The sequence below is a fragment of the Erythrobacter sp. JB1-7 genome, assembly GCF_057365015.1.
In genome coordinates, this window is record NZ_CP200291.1 from 2,390,215 (window position 1) to 2,406,261 (window position 16,047).

The 16,047-nt window shown below is 54.6% G+C and carries 10 protein-coding genes and 1 pseudogene; 8 read left to right on the forward strand and 3 right to left on the reverse strand.

The annotated features are described in order from the left end of the window. Positions 1–121: 121 nt before the first annotated feature. The 8 genes from AC0V6W_RS11695 to AC0V6W_RS11730 all read left to right on the forward strand — a co-directional run bounded on the left by AC0V6W_RS11695 (position 122) and on the right by AC0V6W_RS11730 (position 12,179). Positions 122–3,166 (forward strand): TonB-dependent receptor, encoded by a 3,045-nt coding sequence (locus AC0V6W_RS11695; protein ID WP_486150190.1) that lies wholly within the window; start codon positions 122–124, stop codon positions 3,164–3,166. A gap of 174 nt (positions 3,167–3,340) precedes the next feature. Continuing rightward, complete coding sequence (locus tag AC0V6W_RS11700) at positions 3,341–4,054, forward strand: FadR/GntR family transcriptional regulator (RefSeq protein ID WP_486150192.1); 714 nt, start codon at positions 3,341–3,343, stop codon at positions 4,052–4,054. Between the two features lie 106 nt (positions 4,055–4,160). Then, the gene (locus AC0V6W_RS11705; protein ID WP_486150193.1) at positions 4,161–6,422 is read left to right on the forward strand and encodes a polysaccharide lyase 6 family protein; all 2,262 of its coding nucleotides are present in this window, start codon (positions 4,161–4,163) and stop codon (positions 6,420–6,422) included. An 83-nt stretch (positions 6,423–6,505) separates the two neighbouring features. Then, positions 6,506–8,635 (forward strand): alginate lyase family protein, encoded by a 2,130-nt coding sequence (locus tag AC0V6W_RS11710; protein WP_486150194.1) that lies wholly within the window; start codon positions 6,506–6,508, stop codon positions 8,633–8,635. A gap of 2 nt (positions 8,636–8,637) precedes the next feature. Continuing rightward, on the forward strand, positions 8,638–9,000 hold the full coding sequence (locus AC0V6W_RS11715; RefSeq protein WP_486151597.1) for a cupin domain-containing protein: 363 nt from the start codon (positions 8,638–8,640) through the stop codon (positions 8,998–9,000). 9 nt (positions 9,001–9,009) lie between these two features. Further along, positions 9,010–10,308: an MFS transporter gene (locus AC0V6W_RS11720; protein WP_486150196.1), complete on the forward strand. Its 1,299-nt coding sequence runs from the start codon at positions 9,010–9,012 to the stop codon at positions 10,306–10,308. Positions 10,309–10,347: 39 nt separating this feature from the next. Next, entirely contained in the window at positions 10,348–11,100 is a 753-nt protein-coding gene (locus AC0V6W_RS11725; protein WP_486150197.1) for an SDR family NAD(P)-dependent oxidoreductase, read from the forward strand. Between the two features lie 47 nt (positions 11,101–11,147). Next, complete coding sequence (locus AC0V6W_RS11730; RefSeq protein ID WP_486150199.1) at positions 11,148–12,179, forward strand: PfkB family carbohydrate kinase; 1,032 nt, start codon at positions 11,148–11,150, stop codon at positions 12,177–12,179. A 465-nt stretch (positions 12,180–12,644) separates the two neighbouring features. Here AC0V6W_RS11730 and AC0V6W_RS11735 read toward each other — a convergent pair whose 3' ends face one another. The 3 genes and pseudogenes from AC0V6W_RS11735 to AC0V6W_RS11745 all read right to left on the reverse strand — a co-directional run. Then, positions 12,645–13,667 (reverse strand): DUF6607 family protein, encoded by a 1,023-nt coding sequence (locus AC0V6W_RS11735; RefSeq protein ID WP_486150200.1) that lies wholly within the window; start codon positions 13,665–13,667, stop codon positions 12,645–12,647. A gap of 20 nt (positions 13,668–13,687) precedes the next feature. Further along, positions 13,688–14,812 carry a TonB-dependent receptor domain-containing protein gene (locus AC0V6W_RS11740; protein ID WP_486150201.1) on the reverse strand — a complete coding sequence of 375 codons (1,125 nt, stop codon included), beginning with the start codon at positions 14,810–14,812 and terminating at the stop codon, positions 13,688–13,690. Positions 14,813–15,477: 665 nt separating this feature from the next. Beyond that, a pseudogene (locus AC0V6W_RS11745) lies at positions 15,478–15,858 on the reverse strand (TonB-dependent receptor plug domain-containing protein); the annotation flags it as partial. Between the last annotated feature and the right edge of the window lie 189 nt (positions 15,859–16,047).

The window sequence follows — 16,047 nt, forward strand, 5'->3', positions numbered from 1 at the left end:
CCGACTTCGCATGCCAAATTGGTATTACAGAATTATCTCGATAGGTCTACAAATTAGGTTGACAAAAAATAATGCCAATCTATCCCATCAAGCAATAATTACAGAATCACATGGGAGAGGAATGATGGGCAATCGGCTTACGCCGTCGCGGGGGTATTCGCGCAAACACCGTATTATCACTGGAATGTTGGTTGGTTCAGCCATTGCCCTGATACCGGGCGCGGCATTTGCTCAGGATGAGCAATCGGGCGCTTCTGTTGATGGCAGCGATGAAGACAATACGATCATCGTCACCGGCATTCGCAGTTCTTTGCAAAGCGCTCTGAACGAACAGCGTAACGCAGACAGCCTGATTGAAGTTATTCAGGCAGAAGACATTGGTAAGTTGCCTGACCAGAACCTTGCCGAGGTGCTTGAGAACGTCACAGGCGTGCAGATCACCAGAACCGCTGGCGTTGGTACTGGGGTTCAAATCCGTGGTACGAATGACAACCAAGTGCTTATCAATGGCGTTAAAACCGTTTCGGCTGGCACGGGTCGCGGCGGCATCAGCTTTGAAGACATTAACCCTGCCATCATTGGTTCAGTAGAAGTTATCAAGGCTCCAACTGCCGCCACACTTGAGGGATCGGTCGGCGGTACCGTTAATCTTCGCACTATTCGCCCGCTTGATATCACTGACCCCATTATCGCTGTGCGTGTGCAGGGTGAGTATAGCGAGCTGTCTGAAAGCGTGAAGCCGCGCATTTCAGCCAGTTTCGGCAATGTTTGGCAAACTGGCGGCGGCGAAATTGGTCTTGTGGTCAGCGGCAGCTACACCGAGCAAGAGGCAACCAGTTTCCGCCCGCGTGTTGACCGCGATAACCTGATTAACGCCAACGATTCAGTGACGGCAGCTGGTCTCCCGGGCCCTGCCAATCCGTTTCTAAATATCCAGTTCCTCAACCAGGAGCGGGAGAATTTCGAATACGATACCATCAACCTTGCAGGGTCTTTGGAGTGGGCACCCAGCGACAGCCTGATGTTCTTCCTCGATGTGATCTACAACGACCAAGAGCGTCGTCAGGACAGCTCACGCATTCAGGGTTCAGGCGTCAGCGCGGTCGACCGGGTCAATGTTCCTGATACGTTTGAAACCGTCAATTTTGGCTCGCTTGATGGGTTGGCATTGGGTAGCATCGAAGCGGCGCTAACCGGGACGATTCAGCCCAACCTTGCTCAGGATGATGATGATCCAAACCTCCGCTTTTCCAGCGATACTGGCGCGCGGCTAACCACTAGCGAAGTCTATCGTTTGGGCACCGAGTTCGAGACAGGAAAGCTAACCACTCGCGTTGAGTTGTCGCGTTCTACTTCGGATACATCCAACCCGAACCTCAGCACCACGCTCAACTTTATCAACCCGAACCCGCTCACTCCGCTGGATGGGTCCAGCAATGATAACAGCGTGCCTTTTATTTATGATCTGACGGGCGGCTCGCTTACTTTCGGTGTTGATTTCGATTCGCCTTTTGCACCCACCGTTGCCGATTTGCTTAACCCGGCGAACACGGTGCTGGATGCGGTGACGAACAGTAACAACACCACTGAGAACAAAGAAGACGCTTTCCGGATCGACACCTCGCTTGATCTGGAAGATACCTTTGGTTTCATCACATCTGTTGATGTCGGTTACCGCTACAATGACAGCTCAACTGAATTTAATCAGCTGCGCTCCACCTTTGGTACAGGCGCAATTGCGAACAGCCCCAGCGGTGCTGATCTGGGCGGTCTGATTGTTCAAGGGCCAGACAATTTTGGTGCTTTTGATGGCCGCGAACTTGCGTTCCGTAACTTCGTCGTGATCGATCCAAATCAGGCTTTCTCCAACCGCGACGAAGTGTTTGCGCAGTTGCAGGCCGCATTGGACGCAACGCCGGGCGGCATGGCAGCGATTGCTGGCGGTGGCCGTTTGCTAAATGATCTTGATCCAAATGCATCGGGCAATCTGAGCGCGTCATTCCGCGTTGAGGAGCAAACCCATGCTTTGTACGGTCAGGTCAATTTCGAAACCGGCCCAATCCGCGGCAATATCGGTGCGCGCTGGGTTGATACAAGCATCGATTCATTCGGCAATGCAGTCGCCAATGGGGTCGCCTCACCGCTGACTTCGAGCGGCGGCTACAGCGAGTTCCTGCCGCGTATAAACCTGATCGCAGATGTTACCGACAATCTGCTTTTCCGGGCCAGCTACACCGAAGATATCAATCGTCCTGACTTCGACGATCTGTCGCTGTCTGTGTCGTTCCCGACGGGGCCAAACAACGCTGTGTCGCTGGGCAACCCCAATCTTGCGCCAGAAACGGTGCGGTCTTACGATGCCTCGCTTTCGTGGTACTTTGCGCCGTCATCGCTGCTGAGCATTGGCTTCTTCCACAAGGATCGCACGAACCTGTTTGTCACTCAGCTCGAAGATGCTGTTGAGGATGCCAACGGCTTCCGCGACATTACGGATCCATGTGAGGGCGGCGGTATCTTCAACCCCGTGCCAGACCGTAACGTTCTGTCGCCAACACCGGGCAACGGCCTGTGTGTACCGCTGCAAACAATCGTGAACGATACCGCGACCACATCGCAAACGGGTATTGAGATCGCGTTCCAGTATGACCTGTCGCAATTTGAAGACACGCTGGGTTTTGCATCGGGCTTTGGTGTCATTGCAAACTACACCTATCAGGACTTCAGCGGCGGCGAGGCGACACAGACTGCTTCGGGCCGCGGTCAGGACATCTTTGAAGCGATCAATGCTAGCGTTCCTGATCCAGTTGAGGCGGTCCAAGGGCTGCTCGATTTCTCAGAAAACGCTTACAACCTGACGTTGTATTACGAGAAATACGGATTGTCGGCGCGTGCACGTTACACTTGGCGCGATGCGTTCCGCACGCTTGACACGGCGGCTGGTGCTTCGCTCAATTCGACGCTGGGCTTTCCGACTGTGACTTCCGCTCGCGGTCAGTTGAACGGTTCGATCGTTTATGAGCTCACCGACAATATCGCCCTTGGCGTTGAAGGTGTGAACCTGACGAAATCCCGGATTGAGCAATTCTGCGTTAATGACGGGGCGCTGCTGTGCTTCCAAGGATTGCCTGATCGCCGGATCACATTCGGCGCGACGGTGCGTTTCTAAGGTTCAATCGTTAAAAGTATCGCCAGCCGCTATTGCCCATTTTTGGTGCGCAATCAGCGGCTGGCCTTACCACAGATTGAACAGTTCAATTGTCTAGGAAAATTGGTATAGGCCTTACGATTACCTTAAGCTGGAGCCTTTTTGCAGATGAGTAGCAAGCGACTTTTTCAATCAGTGGCTGAGCAGATTGCCCAGTTGATCGATGAAGGTGCCTACCCGCCTGGCACGAGGTTGCCGGGTGAGCGGGAGCTCGCTGAAAAGCTGGGCGTAAGCCGGGTGACAATCCGCGAGGCTGAAATTGCATTGCAGGCTATCGGACGTCTGGAAATTAAGACTGGGTCAGGCGTTTATGTAAGCGATAGCAAGCCCTTAGTGGGTGAGGCGCTTCCCAATGCGAGCGCATTTGAAGTGACCGAAGCTCGCTTGCTGGTCGAGTCCGAAGCAGCTGCTCTTGCTGCGCACAACATATCTGATGATGCGGTTCTGAAGCTTGAAAAACTGGTTGAGATAATGCGTATCGGGACGCCGGAACAGGCGGATGAGGCTGATGAGAAATTTCATGCCACCATTGCCGAGGCTTCCAACAATGCAGCAATGGTCCATATGATCAAATCAATGTGGCGGATGCGCGAAGATATCCCTGACGTAAAGGCCACCTATCAGGCTGTTTGCGTTCATGATGCGGAAACGCGCACGGCGGAACACCGGGCTGTGTTTGATGCCTTGAAAGCGCGCGATCCTGCTGGCGCGCGCGCGGCAATGCGGGAGCATTTCCACCGTTTGCTGGAAAACATGCTTGAGGCGACCGAGCGCAAGGCGCTGGAGCAAGTGCAGCAGCAGGCAACCGAAAGTCGCGAACGCTTTCTGGCCTCTGCCAAAATCGGTTAGACCGATTGGTATTACAAATTATATAATTAGAACATGCCAGATTGATTGACAATCAATCGACTCGCCGTATAATCCTTGTAATCGGAATGTGGAGAGGACTGAGGGGATGGTAGCGAGGTTCGGCCTTGTGTCGGCGATAGTGTGCGCGGCTTCAAGCTCAGCATTGGCCGAACGCGTTCTGGTTTCCAACCAATCCGAATACGAAGCTGCTGCTGCCCGTGTCACAGCGGGTGATACGATTGTGCTTGCTCCCGGCGAATGGGACGATTTCGAGCTTGTGATTACGGGTGAAGGGCGTGCGGATGCGCCGATCACTGTCATGGCGCAAAATCCAGGCGAAACGATCCTTACAGGTCAATCCAGCCTACGCATCGGCGGCGAATACATCGTGGTCTCTGGGCTGGTGTTTCGCGATGGTTACAGCCCGCGCGGGGAAGTGATTGCCTTTCGCGTTTCCAAAGAAAATCAGGCCAGCAATAGCCGCGTCACGCAAGTCGTAGTCGATGGCTTTAGCAAACCTGATCGGTATGAGAGCGATTATTGGGTTGGTATTTATGGCAACCGCAACCGATTTGATTACAATCATTTGTCGGGAAAAACCAATAAGGGCGTGACGCTGGCCGTTCGGCTCGATTCAGAAGAAAGCCGCGAAAACGATCACCAGATTGCTTACAATTATTTCGGTCCGCGCGCGGTGCTTGGGTCAAATGGCGGCGAAACCCTGCGCATCGGTACCAGCCGATATTCGATGTTCAATTCCAACTCGCTGGTTGCCTATAATATATTCGACCGAACCGGCGGCGAGGTTGAGATTATATCGTCAAAATCCGGCGGGAATGTCTTTCGCGGCAATGTTTTCCTGAAAGCGCGCGGCACGCTGACTCTGCGTCACGGCGACAATAACGTGGTCGAAAGCAATGTCTTTTTTGGCGGCGGAGAGGATTACACAGGCGGTATCCGCGTCATCAATCGCGGCCAGCATGTGCTCGGCAATTACATGGAGGGCCTGCGCGGTGAAGCATTCTCCAGCGCGCTCGCGATCATGAACGGCGTGCCCAATTCGCCCGTCAATCGCTATGTCGAGGTGGCCAATGCGCGCATTGAAAACAACACCATTGTCGACAGCCGCCGGGTCGCATTCAATGTTGGCGCAGACGAAGAGCGTTCCGCAGCACCCAATGGCAGCACATTCAAAAACAATCTGATGAGCGGGCTCGAAGGTGCTTCCTTCATTGAAGCTTACGGTGATGTGTCCGGCATTAAGTTCAGCGGCAACCGTGTCAGCCAAGGCGGCGTTACGGAAAAGCTTGGCGCATTAACGCAGGCGCCTGCCGCGATGGAGCGGGCGGCCAACGGCTTGCTTTACCCTACCGATCCAGCGCTTGCCCATGTCGGTGCTGCGCGCGATCTGCCTGTGGTGGCATTAAGTCAGGTTGGAGTAAGTTGGTATCCCAAGCCCGCCGAGCGCATCGCGTTTGGCTCATCGGGCCGGACAATCGAAGTGGCGCCCGGGCATGACGCGCTTGCTGACGCTGTGATCGCGGCGCAAGATGGCGATGTTCTGATGCTCAGCGCCGGCAAATACATCGTTGATCGCTCTATTCCGGTTTCTGCCGCTATCGCGATCAAGGGCGCTGGGTCTGGGGAAACCTCAGTCCTGTTCACTCGCCCATCGCTATTTGAGCTGCGCGAAGGCGGAGAGCTTTCTCTTGAAAGTGTAGCAATCGACGGATCGCTTGCACCGGATTCGGTGGGCAATTCGGTCATAAGGACCACTATCTTTCCGATCCAATCCAATATGCGGATTGCGCTGGATCAGGTGGCTGTTCGCAATCTTACCGTCAACAAGTCGTTCAATGTGCTCACTTTGGGCAAGAACACTTTAGCTGATCGCGTTTTAATAAGGCGCAGCAGCTTTTCCGACATCACCGGCACAATCGTTTCCGCCGCAGCAGAAACGGATGATTACGGACAATACAATGTCGAATATCTCGAGATAACTGAGAATGACTTTGCGCGCGTTGGCGGGCCTATCGCGGACATTTATCGCGGCGGCCGCGATGAGAGCACTTTCGGGCCAAACGTCACTTTTGCGCAGAATTCGCTTCACGAAGTTGGGCTGGCCGCGACGAATGGTTCTGGCGGCTCGGTTAACCTCCACGGCGTTCAGATCGCGGCGCTTACGGACAATATGGTGCGCGGCTCTGCTCCGTTTCGTGTGGTTCACACTGTTGGCACGCCGAAAACATCCATAACGGGCAATGCTTTCGCTGGCACCGCTGATCTGATCCTTGAAGAATTAAATTTCAGCGGAGATCACCGGGCGAACACCATGGGCAACACTTTTGAGAAGGGGGACGCGAAATGAGCCGCTCCAGTCTCTTCGCAGTAGTCCCAGCAATGCTTGCAATGCTTGCAACGCATTCTCCTCTCCAGGCTGCTGCAAAACCAGTGACCGTCTCGTCTGATACGCGGATCGATCCAGGCGAGGCGGTCTTGGCTCATGCGCCGTTGTTTGCGGCAGAAATGGCCCGTGCGAGCGCATTTATTGATGGTATGATGAAGGACGGAATTGTCGTTCCCGTCCCCAAAGACCCAGGCGGCGGCTACACCCACGAACAACATAAACGCAATTTTCGCGCCCTGTATCAGGGCGGGCAGCTTTACCGGATCACCGGCGATGAAAAGTACCGGGTGTTTGTGCGTGATATGCTGCTCGAATATGCCGATCTTTACCCGGAACTTGGCGATCATCCCGCAAAGGCAAACCAGAATGTCGGGCGTCTGTTCTGGCAAGTTCTCAACGATGCCATGTGGCTCGTTCATGCCGTGCAGGGATATGGTGATATCCGCGATACCTTAAGCGCCGAGGAACGCGGGCTGATTGATGACAATGTCTTCCGGCCCGCAGCGCATTTCCTGTCTGTGGATTCTGAGCGGACGTTTAATCGCATTCACAACCACGCCACATGGGCCACTGCCGGGGTTGGCATGACCGGTTATCTGCTTGGCGATGATGACATGGTTGAGCGCGCTCTGCTTGGGTCTGACAAAAGCGGCGAAACCGGCTTTATCCGGCAAACCGAATTGCTGTTTTCACCCGACGGATATTACACTGAAGGCCCTTACTATCAGCGTTTTGCTCTCCTTCCCTTCCTGGTTTTTGCAAATGCGATTGAGCGCAACGAGCCAGAGCGCGCAATTTTCAAACATCGCGATGGGATTCTGCTGAAAGCGCTGCGTACAACCGTTCAGCAAAGCTATCGCGGGTACTTTTTCCCTTTCAATGATGCGATCCGCGATAAAAGCCTCCGCACGGCCGAACTTTATGAGGGCATCGCAATTGCTTACGGGCAAACGCGCGATCCAGCCCTGCTTTCAATTGCTGATTTTCAGGGGCGCACGGTTCTCACGCCCAATGGCGCCTTGGTCGCGCGCGATCTTGCGGCGAGTAAAGCTAAACCCTTTCCTTTCCGATCTCTGCTTTTGAGTGATGGGCCTGATGGAGATGAAGGCGCGGTTGCGATTTTGCGGCAGGGTCCGGTCAATCGCGAAGGCGAGCCAGCGACTGCTTTGATTGCGAAAAACAGCTCGCAAGGCATGGGCCATGGCCACTTCGATAAACTTGCATGGCAGCTTTACGATAATGGCAATGAAGTCGTGCGCGATTACGGCGCAGCGCGCTTTCTCAATATCGAGGCGAAGCGCGGCGGGCGTTACCTGCCTGAAAACGAAACTTGGGCGAAAAGTTCAATTGCGCACAACACTCTTGTTGTCGATGAGCAAAGCCATTTCGGTGGTGATGCAAAGCTAGCGGACACGTTCTGGCCCACGCAGCTCTATTTCTCTGATGCGGATGGCTTGCAAGTTTCCAGCGGAGTGATCGCAAGCGCTTATCCCGGCGTAACGATGCGCCGGACATTGGTGATGCCGCAAATCCCTGGTCTCGATGCGCCTCTGGTGATTGATCTGGTCAATGCGCAAAGCAATGAGGCGCATCAATACGATTTGCCGCTGCACTATTCGGGTCACATCATGGAACACGATTTTGCTGCGAAGACCAATGTCGCTGCTCGTCCCGTTTTGGGGACAGACAATGGCTATCAGCATATTTGGGTTGATGCAGAGGCCGCGCAGCAAAGTGGGAAAGGCGCGCTCACATGGATATTGGATGGACGCTTCTACACCTATCGTTTTGCAGCCAATGGACCCGTGACCGCGATCCTTGGCGAAAGCGGCGCAAACGATCCTGAATTTAACCTGCGGCGCGAACCCGTGCTGATCCTGCGCGCCCAACGGGAAGGCGAGGCAAGCTTTGCCAGCCTCTTGGAAGCGCATGGGCTGTATGACGGCGCGACCGAACAAACAATCGACAGCCGCAGCCTTGTTGCAGACCTCGACCATCAGCAGATTGAAGGCATGGATATCGTGGGCTTGACCCTGAAATCAGGGCAGCGCTTTGCGATAGCGGTCTCCCATAATCCTGACCCCGCGTCCGCACACAGTGTGACGATCAATGGCGACAGCCTGCAATGGGAAGGGTTTGCGAGTGTGATTGCGCTTTCCGGAGGGGATAATTGACAATGGCAACAATCGCAGAGGCACAAAGCCCGCCCTTTGTGGTCGCGAAGGACACACCCAAAGAAGATCTGGGCGATGGCATATCGCGTCAGATCCTTGGGTTTGGGCCGGAGATTATGATTGTCCGCGTTTGGTTTGAAAAAGGCGCTGTGGGCCAGGTGCATGCGCACCCTCATAGCCAATCCAGCTACGTTGAAAGCGGCAATTTTGAAGTCTTCATCGATGGTGAAAAGCGCGTTCTGGGCGCAGGCGATTGCTTCTACATTGCTCCCGATTTGGATCACGGCGCGGTGTGTCTTGAAGCAGGTGTGCTGATCGATACGTTCAGCCCTGTTCGCGAAGATTTTCTTGGGCTGGAGGGCTGAACGATGAAGATGAGCGGACTTCGCTGGTGGGTTGTTAGCCTTGTCGCGATTGCGACGATTATCAATTACATTGATCGTCAAACAATCAATGTCCTTTGGCCAGAACATATTGCGCCAGACTTGTTCCCGGACATGGATGCCGACGGGCATAAGGAAATTCTAGGCATCATCAGTGTCGTGTTCATTTTCTCATATGCGGCAGGGCAGGCGATTTTCGGCAAGATTTTCGATTGGCTGGGCACCCGGATGGGGTTTGTCCTTTCGATTGGCGTTTGGTCGCTGGCAACGGCGGCTCACGCGCTGGCAAAAGGCGTTGTAAGCTTTAGCATTTTCCGCGCTATTCTCGGAATTGCAGAGGCTGGAAACTGGCCCGGTGCGACCAAGGCAAACGCGGAATGGTTCCCGACCAAGGAACGCGCACTTGCTCAGGGTATATTCAATTCAGGCGCCGCTATTGGCGGCATTATATCGATCCCGCTAATCGGCTTTCTTGCGGTCATTCTCGACTGGAAATTGATCTTTATCATCGTCGGTTTGGTCGGCCTTTTGTGGCTGGTGCCGTGGTGGTTTATCGTAAAAGGCCCCCCGCAAAGCCACGATTGGCTTTCCGATGATGAGCGCGAATACATTCTTAACGGGCAAAAGCCGGAAACTTCTGATCCGGACGAAGCCGGCGAAGAATACAATCCATCGACAGGCGAATTGCTATCGCGCAAGGAAAGCTGGGGCGTCATTATCGCATCAGCCGCTATTGATCCCATCTGGTGGCTTTTCATCATCTGGATCCCAACTTACTTCCTCGAGGTTCATGACTTTGCCATCAAAGACGTCGCCGCTTCTGCATGGCTCCCGTATGTGGGCGCGATGGTCGGAGCGTGGGTTGGCGGATGGCTTGCTGGCAATCGTCTGAATTCTGGATGGAGCGTTGATAGAACCCGCAAATTCGTGATCACACTGGGCTGCCTGATCATGTTGCCTGCATTGCTGGCGCTGTCAGTTGCATCATCCCCGTGGGCCGCATTGTGGTTGATGTTTGCAATTCTGTTTGGCTTCCAGGTTGCAATTGGAAATGTCCAGACACTGCCCAGCGATCTTTATGGCAAAGGCACTGTGGGTACATTGGCGGGCGTTGCGGGTATGGCCGCGAAACTGAGCGCGGCGGCTTTGACCGCAATCGTTCCGATCATGACCGCGGGCGCCAATTATTATTCGGTGTTTGTTCTTGGCGCAGCTCTCGCGTTGACAGCAATTGCCAGCGTTTGGCTACTCTGCGGGACCATCAAACCGCTCAAACCACAAACCGCATAATCCAGAATTTGAAATTCACCTTTAGGGACGGGACACGATATGAAATTTTCAGGCAAAACAGCCATCGTAACGGGCGGCAGCCGCGACATTGGCCGCGCGGTGTGCGTAAAACTTGGCAGCGAGGGCGCCAATGTGGTTGTCAATTACAACAGCAATGAAGCGGACGCTGATGCGACTGTGGCAGCGGTAGAAGCGGCAGGTGGCAAAGCGATCAAAGTGAAAGCTGATGTAACCAAGCAAGCCGATGTCGCTGCACTTGTCGCAAAAGCTACCGATACTTTTGGTGATGCGATCCATATCCTGGTCAACAATGCAGGCGGTCTGGTCGCTCGCAAGACTTTGGCTGAAATGGACGAAGATTTTTTCAACTTCGTTATGCAATTGAACGCGACTTCGACTTTCCTGGCGTGCAAAGCGGCAGTTGCGCATATGAGCGAAGGTGCATCCATCGTGAATCTCGCATCGCTTGCCGGCCGCGATGGCGGCGGCGGCGGTGCGATTGCCTATGCTACTTCAAAAGGCGCGGTTATGACGATGACGCGCGGCCTTGCCAAAGAGCTTGGACCAAAAGGCATCCGTGTAAACGCGATTTGCCCCGGCATGATAGCAACCAAGTTCCACGATGATTTCACTCCCGATGCAGCCCGCGAAAATGTTGCCAATTCAACACCGCTGAAACGGCAGGGCAAAGCAGAGGAAACCGCTGAGCTTGTCTCATACCTCGCCTCGGATGAAGCTTCGTTCATTACAGGCGCGAATGTTGACATCAATGGCGGTCTGGCGTTCTCATAACGCTTTCCCTTTCTCCCCCTTTTTTAAGTTTATGAGAGCTTCTCTCCATGGCTGAATTCCTTTCTTTTGGCGAAATCATGCTGCGGCTCAAAACGCCGGGTCATGAACGGTTTTTCCAATCCCCTGCGTTTGAGGCGACCTTTGGCGGGGGCGAGGCGAATGTCGCTGTGGCTTTGTCCAATTACGGGCTTGATGCAGGCTTTGTCAGTGCGCTGCCGGATAATGACATTGGCGACAACGCCATCATGGAGCTGCGCAAATTTGGCGTGGATACAGCGCATATCAGCCGCTCAGGTGACCGGGTTGGCATTTATTTCCTCGAGACAGGCTCCAACCAGCGCCCCTCCAAAGTTGTTTATGACCGGGCAAACAGCTCGATCTGCAATGCCGGCATGGATGAGTTTGATTGGCCGGCAATCTTCAAAGGCGCAAAATGGCTGCACATCACCGGGATCACACCCGCGCTTAGCCAGTCGGCGGCAGACTTGTCGATGGCCTGTGTGAAAGCGGCCAAAGAAGCAGGGCTTACCGTAAGCTGCGATTTTAACTTCCGGGGCAAGCTATGGAAGTACGGCAAAAGCGCGCCTGAAGTGATGCGCGAACTCGTCAAATATGTCGATGTCGGCATCGCGAACGAGGAAGACTGCCAGAAATCGCTTGATATCAGCGTGGATGTCGATGTGGAAAGTGGTGAACTGGATACTGCCAAATACGAAGCGCTAGGCCAGAAAGTGCTCGATACCTATCCCGACATGCACACCATTGCGATCACACTGCGCGAAAGCCTTTCTGCGGATCGCAACAACTGGTCCGCCTGTTTGCGCACTCGCGATCACGGCTTTATGTTATCAAAGAAATACGCTCTTACTGATATTGTTGATCGAGTCGGCGGCGGAGACAGCTTTGCCTCAGCACTCATCTATGGCCTGAACGCTTATGAAGACCGCCAGCAAAGCCTGGAATTTGCCGTGGCCGCTTCCGCTCTCAAGCATACGATTAGCGGCGATTTCAATCGTGTGAATGTGTCTGAGGTGGAAAAGCTGATGAGCGGTGATGGATCAGGCCGGGTTCAACGCTGAATTTATCAACGATGGTTCGCAAGGGCACTGCCAGACCATATGTGCTGCTGGCGAAATGCGCCTGATCGGGTAGGACAAGGGCTAAGCCCTGCGGACCAGCCGGCTCGTTTCGCTATTTCATTTCATCACCGCAGATCCTTTGGCTTGAGGGTGGCAAGGACAGCGAAAGCCTCGAGAATTGCATAAGGAAGACCAGGGATAAGACGGCGGCGCCACGCATTTAGCGGTCAGCACCGAAATGGCATGGCATGCCGACTGAAATTACCATTGACGGTCCCACTTCCTGCGAGGCTGCGATGCGTGATTTGGGTGGCTCGGAGAAGCTGGAAACAAACCGCTTGTGCAGTGCCCCCGTCTATGCGGGAATTTCGTTCGAGCATCGCTTTTTTCTTCTCCCATTTGCATGCCCTATAGGTGCCGTGTCAGCACGCCTTGCGATTCTCTTGCCGGTTCAGCTTCGCCTTCTCAATAGCCAGCCTCTCTGGCGGGCGCTTGTGCGCGGGCGGTTTGCGGTGCGGATGTGGCAGTGCTGATCAATGTCTGCGCCTTGGCGATAGCAGCGGCTTCATCCATTTTGCCTGTGTGAACGGCTGTGCCCATTTCGAGCAATTCCATGCTAATCACAGTACCAGCGGAGGCTTCTTCTTCCACCGTGATGCCGCCAGCGCGCAAAAGCGAAGCATCCCATGCCGCGCGCACGGCGTTCCAATATGCGCCGGTCGCTTCCCAATATTCATCCGCCGCGCTCACCGGGTAGCCGTCGAACTTCCTATAGGTGTTAAGAACGCTTTCCTGCACATAGGGCACAGCCTCGCCATTGACCCATTTCATTTTGGTGTTGTCTTGCCAATGGATCCAGCCGCCCGGCATGGGCTGGTGCCGGTTGATTGACATGTAGTGATCATAAACCGGATTGCGCGTCGCATCGCGGCGAGCGAGCGGGCGCACAGTCCAGCTCGAACGCCAGCGGCGCACACCATTGGTGGTTTGCCATTGTCCCCACGCGGCATAGCGCGGGCTATCATCCACCTGGTACACCGTCTGCGCCCAGCGCCCTTTGCGTAAAGCTTCGGGTACGTCCTGCAATTCCCATGTGCCGGGCGCTGTGTATCCGAGAATTTGCTCGGGTTCATACTCCCAGTCTTGCCGCCAGTGTTTGACGACAAATGGGCTTTCATCCGGACCCACGACCAGCAGATGCTGAAGGACAATCTTTCGCCCCGTATCCTCAACCACTCGCACGCTTTCGTGCCCGCCGGACATTTTGGGTTCAAGCGGTGTGTAATCGGCGCGCCAGGGCGTTGTTTCTTTCATATCAAAGGTGACTTTGAAATTGCCTGCCATAGCCAGAATATCCGCGCGGTCAGCCTCAAACGATGCTTGCTCCATTTCAGCTGAGCGTTCGCCCACCGGATCATCAGCCAAAGCAGGTGTGCCTGCCATAGCAAGAACAGCCAGTGCGCCGCCAATCAGTGCGTGTTTCATCATGTCGTATGTCCCATTCTTACTTAGAAATTCGCGGTTAGAGAGACGCTGAAATTGCGTCCCGGCTGTGTGAAAGCATCAGTGATGGTGGACGCTGTGGTCAGGCCGCGCACATCGTTCCAATAGCTGTAGCTTTTGCCCAAAATATTGAAGATACCTGCACGCAGGGTGATCGTGTCGCCCACCCGGTAAAAAGCGGTGGCATCCAAAATGAAGAATTCATCCGGGCGGAAGCAATCGCCCTGGCATACGCCGGGAGTTTCATTGGCTGGCTTTTGAGCGTTGTACGTGCCGATCAACTCGCCGCCGAATGTGCGATCTGGATGGCGGTACCCGATGCCGATAACCGCGTTCAATGGATCAATGGTGGAAAGCGAGGCATCGGCAAGATTGGGTGATGAAACTTCGCCATCGGCATAGGCGATTGCGAAGCGCGCTCGAAAACCGCTGTCTGATTGATAGTCTGCCTTGGCCTCAACACCTGTGACATCAACCGCGTCCAGATTGATGAATTGGAAGATGCTCGGATCAAACGGAGTCCCTGTCCCGCCAACCACTTCTTGCGAGATAAAATTGTCATAGCCAGCGATAAAGCCTGTCAGCGACAGATCGACATTATCATCATTGTAGCGGATGCCTGCTTCAAAGCTCTCGCTGGTTTCAGGCTCCAGATCGGGATTGGGCGCGGATGTGTAGCCAAAGGCGAGGTTTTCGAAGAAATTGTTCACCTGGCTGGGCGTGGGCGCGCGAAACCCTTGTGCGTAATTGGCGAACAACCGAACTTCGCCGCCCAGTTTCACCACCGCGCCGACCTTGGGCGAAATGCGCGATCCGTCTTGGCCTGTCGCATCAAATGTAGGCAACAGCGGATCATCAGTTGGGTCGAGATCGTAAAAGTCGAGGCGAACCGCAGGATACAGCGTGAATGCGCCGCTAGCGAATTCTATCGCGCTGCCGATAAATGCGCCTCCAAGCGTGAAATCAGTGGCTGGAAAGGCGCGCGTGGGGAACACTTCGCCAAAGGGCGGGACGACCCCGTCGCGCAATCCTTCTTGGCGAGTGAAACTGATATCAGCGCCATAAGAAACAGTGTGTTTGACACTGCCGGTTGTAAAGCTGGACCTGAAATCGGCAACCGCCCCATACACGCGGTTGTCAAAAGTGTTGATCCGTTCGCGATCAGGGCGCGGTGTTGGCGATAGGGGGAGCGGTCTTCATCGGCGAATTGCCGGTCATTGCCATCTTGCCAATACCCGGCAAGATGAGCGTAGTCGAGAAAGCCTGCGCCAGCTTCATCCGCCGTCCAAGTCCAGTCGCCAGACACCCGAGTGCGTTCAATTGAATCAAGCGCGGTGAGATTGTCGACATTCCAGGCTGGAAACGGGCCGAAAAAGACAGGGCCAATGCCGCTTAGTACTTCGGAAAAAACCTCACGTTCCTGATATTCGCCGGTCAGGCGCAGGCGGTGATTGCCGTTGTCCCACACGAGCTTTCCAAGAAAGGCGTTGGAGCTGCCATCCTGCGGATTGGGAGTGGTGCGATCCGGGCCTGTGACGTCATTGGTGCCCTGATTGGCCAATTCTTCGAAATCACGCCGCGAATAGGCCAGCATGGCGGAAAACTGACCGGTAGAGCCAGCCACAGCGATTGTTTCGGCAAACTCCTGATCGGCAGAGCTGTATTGCGCACGCGCAAAACCGCCAAATGCTGCACCGTCCAGCAGGTCTTCTGGATCAGATGTGGTGAAACTGACGGCCCCTGCCAGTCCATCGCTGCCGTAAAAGGCTGATGCTGGCCCGCGCAGGATCTCGATCGATTTGACCAGACCGATGTCGGTTGAGCTGTCGCGGCCCACGCTTTGAGCGCCAAAGCTGAAACCTTGCGGCGTGCGAATGCCATCGACTTGGATAAGCACGCGATTGCCGCCAATGCCGCGAATGTTGAAATCTTCATTGCCCGCACGCCCCGTTGATCCAAGCGCTGCGCCAAATCGAGCAGGGGCCCGGCGCACGGTAACGCCCGGTTCAAATCGCACGACGTCGCGGATGTCTGTCGCCAGCTCGTCAGCGATTTGGTCAGCATCGATAACCGTTACTGTTGCGGGAGCATCGGCAATTGTTACGGGTGCGCGCGTCGCGGTTACTGTGATCGTTTTGGTGTCCTGCTCATTTTCCTCAGCATTCTCTGCTGCCACGGCAGGATTGGTGAGACTGAGCGCAAGACAGGAACAAGCCGACAATTTCGCGGCTCGATTTTTGAGAATGAACAAGAAAAACCCCTACATGTTGAATCGCAAATGCGAGTCACTCTCATTAGCATCGAGAGGTGCGGGGTTCTTGTCAACCGGTTTGGTAAAACGCTGCGCAATTCTTGTAGGGCAAGG

Excerpts from the sequence above, each read along its gene's own strand:
- AC0V6W_RS11695 (WP_486150190.1), top strand. The coding sequence starts at position 122 with ATGATGGGCAATCGGCTTACGCCGTCGCGGGGGTATTCGCGCAAACAC.
- AC0V6W_RS11730 (WP_486150199.1), top strand. The coding sequence starts at position 11,148 with ATGGCTGAATTCCTTTCTTTTGGCGAAATCATGCTGCGGCTCAAAACG.
- AC0V6W_RS11705 (WP_486150193.1), top strand. The coding sequence starts at position 4,161 with ATGGTAGCGAGGTTCGGCCTTGTGTCGGCGATAGTGTGCGCGGCTTCA.
- AC0V6W_RS11725 (WP_486150197.1), top strand. The coding sequence starts at position 10,348 with ATGAAATTTTCAGGCAAAACAGCCATCGTAACGGGCGGCAGCCGCGAC.
- AC0V6W_RS11735 (WP_486150200.1), bottom strand. The coding sequence starts at position 13,667 with ATGATGAAACACGCACTGATTGGCGGCGCACTGGCTGTTCTTGCTATG.
- AC0V6W_RS11715 (WP_486151597.1), top strand. The coding sequence starts at position 8,638 with ATGGCAACAATCGCAGAGGCACAAAGCCCGCCCTTTGTGGTCGCGAAG.
- AC0V6W_RS11720 (WP_486150196.1), top strand. The coding sequence starts at position 9,010 with ATGAGCGGACTTCGCTGGTGGGTTGTTAGCCTTGTCGCGATTGCGACG.